Genomic DNA, 12437 nt, shown 5'->3' with positions numbered 1-12437 from the left:
TTTTGATTTTTTTATCACTTTTTTAAATTCTTTCGAAAAATATAAAAATATTCACTGTATTTCTTATAAATAATTAGATCTATCCCTAACTAAATCGAACCTATTGACGAATAACTTTTTATGCTTATTATTCCATAATTAAAGCAAAAAAGCTTTATTTAATCGAACGTAAGTTCTATAATGTACTAAAAGAATAAAGGAGATAGACATGAAAACCTCATTAACGACCCAAATGGAAGATGTTCTTTATTATTATTGTCGAGAAAATGGAGATATTGTAGTAGAAGAAGTAACTATGCCAGATGAACAAGGTATCGTTGATACGTTGAGTTGCCGTTTGACTTTAGAGAAACAATTTGAATGGCGATGCTATGAATTGAAGGTTAGTAGGGCAGATTTTCGGTCAAAAGCCAAACTTTCCTTTATCGGAAACTATAATTATTTTGTCTTGCCAGTTGCTCTTTTTGAAAAAGTAAAGGAAGAAATCCCAAGTCATGTTGGGGTTATGGTTTATCATCAATATCTTTCTACAGAAGATCAAAGGCTGCCAGGCTATTTTCGCATAGAAAAAAAACCGCAAAGACAAGAGCTTTTAGTTAAGGAACAGGAACTTCTTTTTCGTTTGATTACAGCTCAAGCTCGTGAAGTTGGTAAAGCTAAGCAAACAGCACGCGGCTTAAGAGTCTTTTCAACGGATCAGCTCTACAAGGAATTGAAAAAAAGACAGCCTGATTATGACTTGTTTGGTGGTGGTGTGAATTTTTATGATCGCTTCGCTGAAGACATTTGTGATCAAGCAGTCGAAGCTTTAAAAAATGAATTAGACGCAACACGTTTGGCTTATTTTGAATTGGAACAGCGTCTCTTGGAGGAGAAATAATGTATTATCCTTATTTTCGTGGCAAACAATTTGACTTACTTGCTTTAACAGCTTTAGTAGAAAGAAGCTGCTTATCTACGGATATTCTGCCGATCATTGAACCAGTCAAAAATTCGAATACGTTGAAAAAATTTATAGCCCTATTTCAAAGAACAAATCAGCCTTTTTACCTTATTCAAAATCCTCAAACAGGTGATTTTTTGACTAAAGATGGATTACTTCACCTAAATTCGTTATCCTTAGAAAAAGCAATGATCGTAGAACAGCCCATCGAAACGTTGAGTGAACAACCTCAACTATTTGTTATAAGTAACGCAACTCCTGCCTTACAAAGCGATTGGCAAGAGAATCATACGAAGGTTTTAATCCCAAAAGAATTTCGTTTGCTGCAAAAAATCAAGGGCGATAAGATTCTTTCTCAAGATGTTTTTACCCGATTACCTAAGACGAGTTTTTATCAAGAATGTTCAGATGAATTTTTTTCTGATACTCATTTGACGTTTCAAAAGAGTGGGTTTGTCGGATTCAGTGATTTTTCTATTGATAGCCGTATCTACTACGAACATAGTTATCCTTCAAAAATTTTAGCGTTGCATCTTGTTTATTTTGAGAACAAAGAATTACGAATCCATCATTTTCTTTCAAGTGAAGAGGCTCCTTCTCAAAAAGAGAAATTTTTTGAACTCATGGATGAGGTGCGTATGTGGAAAAATAAATTATGCGGCAGTAACGTGACATTAGGGATTGATTTGCTGCTTACAGCCGTTTCAACAGATAAATTTCCTGGCATGGGGGTCATGAGAAAAGCGGCTGTAATGCATCATATGGAATTAATGTCTCGTTATTTAAGCGAGCAAAAAAAAGAGGTCTAAAAGCTGTATGATGGCTTTCTGACGCTCTTTTTTCTTGGTTTTTAAACAGATTTTCTTATTTAGGTGTGATGTAATTCAACTGACTAGCTGTCACACTGTCTATTGTTCTTAAAGATACAATTCCTGCTCCTAGTACGTTCATTTCTGAAATTTCAATTGAGCCATCTTCTTTTACCTGTTCTACAAACGCAACATGTCCATAGGTACCATCAGCTCCTGCAACGCCTGGTTGGAAAGAAACGGCCGTTCCAGCTTTTGGTACATTGGCTACTTCATATCCTTGTGCAATACCTGTACTTGCCCAATCCATACCATTTCCCATCGTTAGACCAATAGTACCGCCTAATTGAGTAATTCGATTGTACACATATTGAGTGCAATTTCCTGAAGCGTAACTATTTCCAATATCATAATTGATATTATTATAGGGTTCAAACTCCCCACCTGCATAAAAAGTCGGTTTCCCTTCTTGATCATACTGAGTAAGATCATATGTGGCAATCAGCGCATTTAGTTTCTGATCATATAGAGTATCTGTTGCATATGTCCCTGTAAGAGCTTGAGTCGCTTCTTGATAACTTATTGTGTTACTTTTCCATGTCCCACTATAAAATTGGCTAAATGCCATTTCTTTGCCTTTTAACAAAGCTGCATAATCTTCAAATGATTCTTTGTAACTCGGGTATTGTCTGAACGCTTCTTGTGTTTGATAAAGCTCTCCCGAACCATTATCTTCATTCGTGTAAAAAGAAACGCTTTGTCCATCGTAACTTCCTTTGATTCCAAACAAATTAAAGAAAGGAGCGCTACTGAGTTCGCTTTTCCCTGAATCAGATTCTAAAATCGCTTGTGCTAGCATAACAGAAGCATACAAGTCATTTTCTTCGGCTACCTTTCTAGCCTGTTCTCCATTTTTTGAAATAAACTCTTGTGTTGCTTCATTTTTATCTATAAGAATAATTGCTTGTTCATGGACTATTGGTGCCTCTAAAAATTCTTCGATTATGTATTCTTGTTCTAAATTATTGCTCTCTTGATCAATAGATGGTTCTGAAACTATTTCTTGATCCTCATTACTGTTTTCAACGTCTGTTACGTTAGCTAGTTCTTGTTTCGTCTCGATGCGCTCTTTTTTTGCTCCATCGCCTTGCTCTGTTTCCTCAATTGATTCATTTGCAAATGCATTTACTGGTAAAGCCAATACTAACTGGGTAGCTAAAAGAGTAGCTACAATTAATTTAGATATTTTTTTCAATGATTTTTCACTCCAATTTTTTTAATTAACGAACACATTCATTTTTTATAAACGGTGAGAGTGTGCGCTAAAATTGCCGTGAATACATAACTTACAATCGATTCGTCACTACTTTAAGGAACCGATTTATTATGTTCCACGACAATTTTAGTTTGTCTCTGATACTCTCATTTTTGACTTGCTATTTACTGAAACTTTTTATCGTATTATTTTCTATTAATGAGTAAATCCGTGCACATGTGCTTCTTGTTTTTCATGACATAAGATACGTGCATTATTCAATTCTTCAATACATTGTTGGAAATCTCTGATCAATGCTGTTGCCATATTTTGTCCTAAATCTGCACGACAGACAAAACGTTGAATTACTTGATTATCTAAATCGTCTGGTAATGGATAAGCAGGTACTTGCCAACCTCTCATCAGCAAACGATCGGCTAGATCGTAAAGTGTCCATTCTACATCAGCGTCTTCTTTCAGTGCATAACAGACGATCGGCAGATTCGCCCCATCATTATAGATATCAAACAGCCCTGTTTCTTCTACAGCTTTTGCGATACATACAGCACCGGCTTTCGTGCGTTCTTGAATTTCTTTGTAGCCATCAAAACCATAACGATAAAAGTTGTAATATTGACCGATGATTTGGCTAGCACTTCTAGAGAAGTTGATTGCCATTGTTGGCATATGTCCACCTAAATAGCTTACATCAAAGACTAATTCTTCTGGTAAGTATTCTTTGTCTCTCCAGATGATCCACCCTACTCCTGGGTATACTAATCCATATTTATGACCAGATGTATTGATTGAAACCACATTTTTTAAACGGAAGTCCCATGCTAATTCCGGATCTACAAACGGTACAAACATTGCACCACTAGCACCATCAATATGGATAACTAATTCATGTTCATGTGTTTGATTGTATGCTTCTGCTAATTCATCCAATGCTTTGATATCATCAAATTTACCAGTGTAAGTGATCCCTAAAATTCCTACCACACCAATCGTATAATCATCCACATAATCCATTACTTTATCGATATTCATGCTTAATTTGCCATTATCCATTGGGACTTCACGCATTTCGATATCCCAATACACGCAGAATTTTTCCCAACATACTTGATATCCTGAAGAAATGATTAGATTTGGCTTTTGGGCATTTAAATCTAGACCACGTTTGATTGCTTGGTTACGCCATCTAAATTTCATCGCCATACCGCCTAACATACACGCTTCACTTGATCCTACTGTGGAGGTTCCCATGATTCGCTCGCTGTTTGGCGCATTCCACAAGTCTGCTAAAATGTTGACACAGCCTGTTTCTAGTTCCGCTGTTTGTGGGTATTCTGATTTATCGATGGCATTTTTTTCCATTGTTTCTGACATTAATTGGGTTACTTCTGGATCCATATACGTTTGACAGAATGTTGCTAAGTTTTGACGAGCGTTTCCTTCATCAATTAATTGATCTTTGATTAAACGGTAAGCTACTTCTGGTTCTACAGATTCTTTTCTTAGTCGACTCATTACAACGTCTTCACTTGATGCTTCTGTTCCAAAAATTGGGGTTGTAAAATCTGTTTGATTTGTCATTATTGAGTTCCTCCATTTGAATTCTTATTTTATTTTGTCTTCTATTTGTCTGATTAATTAAGTGATTTGATTGTTTCTTTTTTATCCGCTAAAAAGGTAACTGGTTTATCTACTTGTAGTAAATCGTCTGTTATAGTAACTTTACTGATTTGGCTGTTATCATAACTATTGAAATAGTACGTACGTGTTTCGTTACACATTGTGCCAACATATTGAGAGTAATCTTCTGTATCTTCTGCTGTCACAACGATTCCTTTTGGAATTCGAACAGTTGCAAGAATATGGTAAGCATTTGTAACACCGCTCGTTTCATCTTCTGCTTGTGCGATATGTTCTTTGAAAAAGGCTGCACGAACAAAACGTTCAGGTGGTGTATAACCTCCTGGTAATCCTAACGTACCTGTTCCTTGTGAGAAAGGAAGGGCTGTGTAGGTTCCAAAAGTTGCTGGTGCAAATTGTTTTGGTTGAACGTGTAAATAGTTTCTTAAATTTTCTACATGCCATTCAAAACAAGGAGTATTCGTCATGACACCTACTGGATTTTCTTTGATGTGCAATTCTGCTTCTGTCGGTTCAATAATCACACAACGACCAGATTCATCAGTAATGATCCAATGAAGCGGTGTAACAATGTTTAACATAGGGGCTTTAAGCGCCACTAAGTTGATTTCTTTTAGTTGCTCTTCTACTTCTTTGATTGATGCACAATTTCCTAATATCCATAAAATCAATTCATGTGGAGCTAAATTCATTTTGTTTTCTTTTGCTTCAGTCGGATAATGTACTTCTCCTGGTAGATATAATTCTGCGATAGATAAGCCAGTCTCATTGACCCCATCTGCAACGAAGTAGGCTGAGCCTAGTAAACGTCCTGCTCCTACAAATCCATAACTATTTTTATGTGTTACGTCCTCAGCCTCAGCTGTCCATGTATAGTTTCTTGGCATATAGATAGGACTTGGATCTAACGGAAAGGAGAAATCCATCGTTCTTGATAATAAGTGTTTGCCATCTTTTGTTTCTGTAAAAATACTTGTGCACATAATGCCACGTCCTTTTCTTATAATTAGTTTTCTTTACAATTCTTATTCTACTGCATTTTTAGCTTTGTTTTTTTTTCATTCTGTCCGTTCTATCGACAAAAATTGTTCACTTCATTTTTGTCGATAGACGATCAGCTTGATCTATTATGATTGATTCTCTACTGCTAGTAATTCTTGATTATTATCTAATTGAGAGTGTCCTGCCAAGTGTTTCTTTTGAAGCTTGTTCATCGCGATTCCTAGTAATAAAACAAAGACAACGAAGAGAATACTTAAAATCGTAACGCTCTTATTAAACATTGGTGCCCCTATTCCGCCTGAAATAGCTTCACGGAAGCCATAAATAGAATACGACATTGGAAGGTACGGATGGATTGCATTAAAGAATCCATTGGTTAATGGCATTGGGAAGGTTCCACCTGCTCCGCCTAGTTGTAATACGAGTAAGACCATTGCAACAAATCGACCTGGATTATCAAAAGCCATTGCGAAGAACATAACAATGAACATGTAGGACCACGCACTAATCAAGGCTAAGAGATAGAACTGACCGATATTATCAACGTGTAAGCCAATAGCTAACATTAGTGTCGCTTCGATGACCGCCATTCCTGAAGAAACGATAAACCCAATTGCTACTTTACTCAACCACCAATCGCGAGCAGATTGACCTGCCATCGCTACTTTTCGGATTGGGAATACGAAGTTAAAGACTAGACAGCCGACAAATAATGCAAGAGACATAATATACGGTGTCAATGCTTCACCATAGTTTGAGACATGGCTGTATTCTTTTAGTTTTAAATCTGTTGGCGCTGCGAACATTTCGATATTCTTTTCACCTAAGTTAGCTTTGCCTGCCATCGCTGCCGCTTCTCCAAGGGCACTAGCTAGCTGACCAGAGCCATCTTCTAATTGATCTACACCACTTAGTAATTGTGGAGAGTTGGCATTTAATTCAACTAATCCTGAATTTAATTGACCCGCACCACTATTTAATTGCGAAACACCAGATGCTAGTGTCGGCATCTGACCATACATTTGGTCTAAACCAGCTGATAATTGATTGCTTCCTGTTGCTAATTGATTCACACCAGATAATGCTACTGGGATTTCTCCATTTAGCATGGTTAAATCTTGTGAAGCTTGATCTAAGTCTCTTACTAGTGTAGAGGCATGACCTGAAAGTGGTGGTAAATCGGCTAATCCTAAGAGTCCGTTTGTACCAGATTCAATTTCATTTAAGCCATTTTTTAGATTGTTTGTATTGGCTGAAATACCTGCTGCTAATTCGCTTAAGGCTTTGGCCTGAACAGCTAAATTCTCTGCTGACGCTGTAGCATGGTCAATATTTTGAGTAAGTGCAGCTGTTTCAGAGTGGATTTTTGCATTTTGTTCCGTTTCAAAAGCAGCGATTTGTCCACTAATGTCTGCGATCAATTGCATTTTTGTTGCTTCTTCAATTCCTTCTTGACGACGAATACTGTCTGAAATTTGATTTTGTAACGCAGTTGAATCAATAGATATTTTATTATTTAATTCGTTTAATTGTGCGCCAATTTGTTGTAGTTCAGTTGAGACTTGAGCAGATTCAACTGAAGTGTTTGCCATTAATTGGGCATCTGATAATACTTTATCTAAATCAGCTTTAGCTTGATTCAAGTTATTTTGAATCGTTTCTTTTGCCGTTGGATCCAGCGTGTTTTCAACACTTTGTAAAGCTTGTTCTAATTCTTTGCTTCCTCTAGATAATTCGTTTAACCCAGCATTTAGTGCTGCGATTTTGCCTGTTAAAGGTTGGACTTTTCCGTTGACTGTTCCAAGTGCCGAACTTAATTCTGAAGCACCCGCATCTAACTCTGAAACACCTGATGTCAATGGTGCGATATTGCCCGCTAACTCATTGGTTCCATCCGCTAATTGAGTCGAACCATCTAATACTTGTGATACACCACCAGTATATTGAGCCAAACCATCTTGTAATTGTGTCGTACCACTCGCTAACTGACTGGCGCCATCTGAGGCTTGTTCCATACCTTTGGCTGCTTCTTTTCCTACCTCATTTAAGGCAGTTACATAAGATTCTGTCACACTATCTCTTACCTGAGACTCTAAAGTAGTCGCACCTATTTGAGAAATTTCTTCGCCAATATAGTTAAGAGAACCATTAGTTGTATACGTGATATCCATTTTTTTCGGATTTTTATCTAAAAGAGTCGTAGCGTCTTTTGAAAAATCTTTTGGAATGGTCACGATCATGTAATAATGTAAATCTTCCATTCCTTTTTTCGCATCTTCTGCTGAAACAAACTCCCATTTTAAATCATGGTTGCCTTTCAGCTGTTTTACCACTTGATCTCCAACATTGACTTTTTGGCCCATCATCTCGACTGGTTTGTCTTCATTGACAACGGCGACTGGTAAATCTTTCGCTCGTCCATAAGGATCCCATACTGATTTTGAGAAAAATCCGGCATAGAGAATGGGGATAAACGTAATGGCGATCACCGATACTAACAACATTTTATTTTTGAAAATATTAATGAATTCTTGTTTGATCATTTTCATATTTTAAGTGCTCCTTTTTTGTGGTGTGTCTTTCTTTTCTGATTGATGACGACTATAGAAGTGATAGAACACAAATGGAATCGCCAATGTAACAATGTAACTAATACCAAGAGTAATTAAATACGTATGGATTTCGGCTCCTTTTAACTCCCCTGGTGCTATCATAGAAGACCCAATCGCAAGAAGTGAGACAAGTAATCCTGAACCACCGATCAAGGCTTTACCGATTTTCCCACCTGGTACTTGATATGTCCGTTCTAAATCTTGGTTTGACCGTTTAAAAATCAAGACAAAGTATGCTACAAAGAATAAAACATACGCACTTAGGTAAATAATTACGGTTAAGGAAATCGCTGTTAGGAAAGAAACATTACTTCCGCCACCGCCTAATGTAAGGACTGCTGCCCAAACTGTAACCACAATTCCTTGTAAAATTAATAGTGGTACTGGAACTTTATTATCATTTACTTTTTTAAATCGTGTAGGGATCAATCCTTTTTTAGCTACTGTGCGCAACCCCTCTGTTGGTCCGACGATCCACGAACAAACTTGAGCCAATACTCCAAATGCTACTAAGATTGCAACTAATTTTACAACCCATGTTAGTTGACCATTTTCGGCTAAAATAAGGGTTTGGAACGTTTGAACTACACCTGAGTTCAACGATAATTTGTCAGCTGGAATAACCATTGACACAGCACTTCCACCGATTGTACTTAAAACAATTCCGACGATGACCAAGATAAACATCACAAGTGGATAATTTTTCTTAGGATTTTCTAATTCCGTAATATGAGGTGCTGATGCTTCAACACCCATATACGCTAACATGAAGGATGCCAATGCGGCGAAATCTTTGCCTTTTGGCAAAAAGCCTTTGTCCGTGAAAGAATGGGCAACTGGATGTCCACCAATCAGTGTATATTTAATAGTCAAAATCAACATTAAACCCACAGGAACGATGATTCCAAAGACAAATCCTGCTTTAGCTACTTTTGCCGTTGTTTCTGTTCCTTTAAATTGTAAAAGTGTTGCGATCCAAAAGATCAATACCACACTGATAAATTTCAATAGTGGATTTGTGTTTAAGGCCGGCACACCTACTGCATACGATAATGATCCGATGATAAAGTAAATCATTGTTACAAATCCTACGGTGATTTGGAACCACTGGAAGAAGATTGCTGCAAACCCGAATTTCTCTCCTAGTGTCTTACCGACCCAACCGAAGATCCCTCCTTCTTGGTAGCCTTTAATGGTGGCCATTTCAGCCGAACATAATGCTACAGGTAAGAACCAGAATAGCCCGCAGACTAATAAGAAGAAGACTAAAGTTAAACCAGACATTGCGAATGTCGGATATTCATAAACTGTGATAAATAATGAAGCGGTCATAGCGAAGAAGCTAAACCTTGATAATTTCTTTTTTGTTTCAGACATTTTCTTATTCCCTTCGTTTTTTGATTTTATAAGACAAAACAACAATGTTTATCATTTGGTGTTCCCGTTTCAACTATCGTTATTTTTTGACTTATTTAAAATGCAGCGATCAGATAATTAATTCCTGCTAACAGTAGATAAAAACCTACTAAAAATGCGATTGTCAAAGCTGATACTACAGGATTTAAAAATAATAAAATCCCAATGATAATTCCTAAAATATTCACGATAAGTGAAAAATAGTAATAGCCATTACTAATTTGTTTTGCCACATCTTTGTGTAGAACTCTTTCAACTGAATCGCAAATGAACCAGATTGCAAAAATAAATGGTGAGACAACCATGCCTAACGCTAAATGTAATAAGAAGAAAATTCCAACTAATAAATCAATGATTCCTATAACAAGAATCCAATTAGAATGAATCCCTTCGATTTCTTTCATCTTATCTCGTGCAACTAATTCAACTACCCCTTTAACGATTGCTATAATTGAAAAGAATATAACTAATGCTGCTAAATCCTGTGTTGGATTTTGAAAAGCTAATATAGAAACCCATATAAACAATGCTCCTATAATAAAATAACCAATCTTAAATTTTTTCTCTTTTACCATAATTCTAATTCCTCCATTCTTATTGTCCCAGCTGACTGTTATTATCGTGTGTCAACTCTATATATGTAGTATAGAAGAAAAGATGGCTCTCAAAATTCTACATATTGTCGCATGACACGAAAAAATCGAAAAATAACACTCGTTACTTAAAAAAAAGCAAAAAAAAGAGAGAAAAATCCTATAAAAGCCGCCATTTTACGACAAAACTTCTATAGGAATCTTTCTCTTTATTTAGTCTCAATACCATTTACTCTGGATCTGATTGATCTATTGTACTGCTTTTTAACGGTACTTGGAATGTGTTATTTATGTTTTGGACCATTTTTTGTAGATTCTGTAATAACAACACGATCCAGCTAAACGCCAACATGAATGACAATAATTCAAATGCGGTCAGCGATAAATAATGTACTCCTTGAAATAGGATAACTACTGCAACTAAAGCTGCAGCAATCAAATAAGAAATCGTTAAAAATTCTTTTGTGACTCTTGGCAATAACCATTTAATGCCGACGATCAAGATCACGATCAAATAAACTAGATATTCAGCTACATGATTATGCACACCTTGAAATCGCCCTGTCTCAGTATATGGAAATAACCCAACTGCTCCAAGATCCAATGCAGTCAATGTTAATAAAATCCGCAAGGTCGTCAGACGCCTGCTGTTTGGGATCGCTTTTTGCAACTCCACGAATAGCCCATCTATCAAAGCCACCATTAACAATGAAGAAAACATCAACGTTACATTAAACTGCCAACGATTTTTCGCTTCGATCGTTCCCAAAAAACTAAAGTTAAACTGCCACCACTGATGATCTCTATTGGTGATCATCGCAAGTAATACCCCACCAATAATCACAAAAATCAACAAACTAGTTAATTTAGCAGGTGTAATAGAAAGTGCCGAATAAATCATAAAATAATTGATCACTCCAGCAAACAAGAAAAAAATCATCGCAGATGTAAACTGATCAAATGTTGCACCGATAAATACCAAACCGATCACTTTGAATAAAACTAACAAAGAAAAAACCAAAATAACGATAAAAGATAACAAAATCGTTGGGAAGTTACGCCAATAAATATCCTTTGATTGCGTCGTGATTTGATCTCTCTTTCCTTTAACAAAGAAAAATATAAAGCTAAGAACACCACTCAATACGCCAATGGAAAGAGCATAATTTGCAATTGACCCTGGCCCAACTAAAGCAATCTGATTTTTGCCAGTGTAGAATAAGTATCCTAAAAATAGAATGCTGATCAAGCTTGTCGGAATTAAAAACCATCTTAAAGAAAGTGTCTGATTTCCCGCTCTTTTCTTTTTAGGTTCAATCACTATCTTTTGATCTTTAATGCTTACTATCACGTCATCTTCATTTTCTAAATCAAATTCTTCAACTACTTTTTCCGGCAATGTAATACTAAACTGCTTTTTTTCCATGCTCATTCCCCCTGTGCTTCACTTTACGTCTCATAAACATTATAGATTTATTAATTGTAAAAGCAATACATACGTTCATTTTTTAAAATGAATTATTGGTAAACCAGATTGACATAATAGATAAAGAAAAGATGATGAGCATTTATCGGTAAGAAAGAAAATCCTTCCCTACATACTATTTTCTTCCTATATTAAATAATTTCACTTGTTTTTAAATTCCTTTTTCATACAAACGCATAATTCATCTCCAATAAATTCACCGTAATTTGGAATAATCTGATACCCTTGTTTTTCATAAAATCGAATAGCACCTGACATATCTTTTCCTGTCTCCAAAACAGCTTTTTGATAGCCTTTTTCTACCAGGTCTGTTTCTAATGCTTGGATAATCTCTCCAGCAGCGCCACTACCTCGACTTGTTTGTTTGACATACATTCGTTTTATTTCTGGCGTTTGCTTATCTAAAAGCTTCCAACAACCGCATCCAACTGCTTTTCCCTCATCATATGCGACAACTGCACAAGCCATCTTCGTTAGATCATGCTGGTTTTGATAACTTTGTGCAATCTCTTGGCCCCATTCTTCGTTGAAAAAATCATTTAGTTCTGTGATTAAATTTAGTAAATCTGAATGATCTGTTGTCACTCGCTTTATTTGGATCATCGTATCCCCTCTACTTTTCAATTTTTGATTCATTTTTACTTCCTGTTTTGATTGTATTC

General features: G+C 36.2%; 10 protein-coding genes. 2 read left to right on the top strand and 8 right to left on the bottom strand.

The window, feature by feature from the left end; all coding sequences use genetic code 11:
• Positions 1-208: 208 nt before the first annotated feature.
• Entirely contained in the window at positions 209-880 is a 672-nt protein-coding gene (locus tag IGI43_RS13020) for a hypothetical protein (protein WP_438758223.1), read from the top strand.
• Positions 880-1752: a sce7725 family protein gene (locus tag IGI43_RS13015; protein WP_438758222.1), complete on the top strand. Its 873-nt coding sequence runs from the start codon at positions 880-882 to the stop codon at positions 1750-1752. Before IGI43_RS13020 ends, IGI43_RS13015 begins: the two co-directional genes overlap by 1 nt.
• A 55-nt stretch (positions 1753-1807) precedes the next feature.
• Here IGI43_RS13015 and IGI43_RS13010 read toward each other — a convergent pair whose 3' ends face one another.
• The 8 genes from IGI43_RS13010 to IGI43_RS12975 all read right to left on the bottom strand — a co-directional run bounded on the left by IGI43_RS13010 (position 1808) and on the right by IGI43_RS12975 (position 12378).
• A complete protein-coding gene (locus IGI43_RS13010; protein WP_438758221.1) occupies positions 1808-3007 on the bottom strand; it encodes a glucosaminidase domain-containing protein in 1200 nt (399 codons plus the stop codon).
• A 216-nt stretch (positions 3008-3223) separates the two neighbouring features.
• Positions 3224-4606, bottom strand: a complete 1383-nt coding sequence (locus IGI43_RS13005; RefSeq protein ID WP_438758220.1) for a glutamate decarboxylase — start codon at positions 4604-4606, stop codon at positions 3224-3226.
• 53 nt (positions 4607-4659) lie between these two features.
• Positions 4660-5649, bottom strand: coding sequence for a choloylglycine hydrolase family protein (locus tag IGI43_RS13000; protein ID WP_438758219.1), 990 nt, complete (start codon positions 5647-5649; stop codon positions 4660-4662).
• A 144-nt stretch (positions 5650-5793) separates the two neighbouring features.
• Positions 5794-8217 carry a YhgE/Pip family protein gene (locus IGI43_RS12995; RefSeq protein WP_438758218.1) on the bottom strand — a complete coding sequence of 808 codons (2424 nt, stop codon included), beginning with the start codon at positions 8215-8217 and terminating at the stop codon, positions 5794-5796.
• A gap of 3 nt (positions 8218-8220) precedes the next feature.
• Positions 8221-9657 (bottom strand): amino acid permease, encoded by a 1437-nt coding sequence (locus IGI43_RS12990; protein ID WP_438758217.1) that lies wholly within the window; start codon positions 9655-9657, stop codon positions 8221-8223.
• A gap of 95 nt (positions 9658-9752) precedes the next feature.
• Positions 9753-10271 (bottom strand): HdeD family acid-resistance protein, encoded by a 519-nt coding sequence (locus tag IGI43_RS12985; RefSeq protein WP_438758216.1) that lies wholly within the window; start codon positions 10269-10271, stop codon positions 9753-9755.
• A 247-nt stretch (positions 10272-10518) separates the two neighbouring features.
• Positions 10519-11715, bottom strand: coding sequence for an AbrB/MazE/SpoVT family DNA-binding domain-containing protein (locus tag IGI43_RS12980; RefSeq protein WP_438758215.1), 1197 nt, complete (start codon positions 11713-11715; stop codon positions 10519-10521).
• Positions 11716-11916: 201 nt separating this feature from the next.
• A complete protein-coding gene (locus IGI43_RS12975; protein WP_438758214.1) occupies positions 11917-12378 on the bottom strand; it encodes a GNAT family N-acetyltransferase in 462 nt (153 codons plus the stop codon).
• Between the last annotated feature and the right edge of the window lie 59 nt (positions 12379-12437).

This window comes from Enterococcus sp. AZ126 (assembly GCF_051714545.1).
Classification (GTDB): domain Bacteria; phylum Bacillota; class Bacilli; order Lactobacillales; family Enterococcaceae; genus Enterococcus_L.
The sequence above is the reverse complement of the archived record's forward strand: the minus strand, read 5'-3'. Positions and strand labels throughout refer to the sequence as shown.

Excerpts from the sequence above, each read along its gene's own strand:
- IGI43_RS12995 (WP_438758218.1), bottom strand. The coding sequence starts at position 8,217 with ATGAAAATGATCAAACAAGAATTCATTAATATTTTCAAAAATAAAATG.
- IGI43_RS12990 (WP_438758217.1), bottom strand. The coding sequence starts at position 9,657 with ATGTCTGAAACAAAAAAGAAATTATCAAGGTTTAGCTTCTTCGCTATG.
- IGI43_RS12985 (WP_438758216.1), bottom strand. The coding sequence starts at position 10,271 with ATGGTAAAAGAGAAAAAATTTAAGATTGGTTATTTTATTATAGGAGCA.
- IGI43_RS13005 (WP_438758220.1), bottom strand. The coding sequence starts at position 4,606 with ATGACAAATCAAACAGATTTTACAACCCCAATTTTTGGAACAGAAGCA.
- IGI43_RS13020 (WP_438758223.1), top strand. The coding sequence starts at position 209 with ATGAAAACCTCATTAACGACCCAAATGGAAGATGTTCTTTATTATTAT.
- IGI43_RS12980 (WP_438758215.1), bottom strand. The coding sequence starts at position 11,715 with ATGGAAAAAAAGCAGTTTAGTATTACATTGCCGGAAAAAGTAGTTGAA.
- IGI43_RS13015 (WP_438758222.1), top strand. The coding sequence starts at position 880 with ATGTATTATCCTTATTTTCGTGGCAAACAATTTGACTTACTTGCTTTA.
- IGI43_RS13000 (WP_438758219.1), bottom strand. The coding sequence starts at position 5,649 with ATGTGCACAAGTATTTTTACAGAAACAAAAGATGGCAAACACTTATTA.
- IGI43_RS12975 (WP_438758214.1), bottom strand. The coding sequence starts at position 12,378 with ATGATCCAAATAAAGCGAGTGACAACAGATCATTCAGATTTACTAAAT.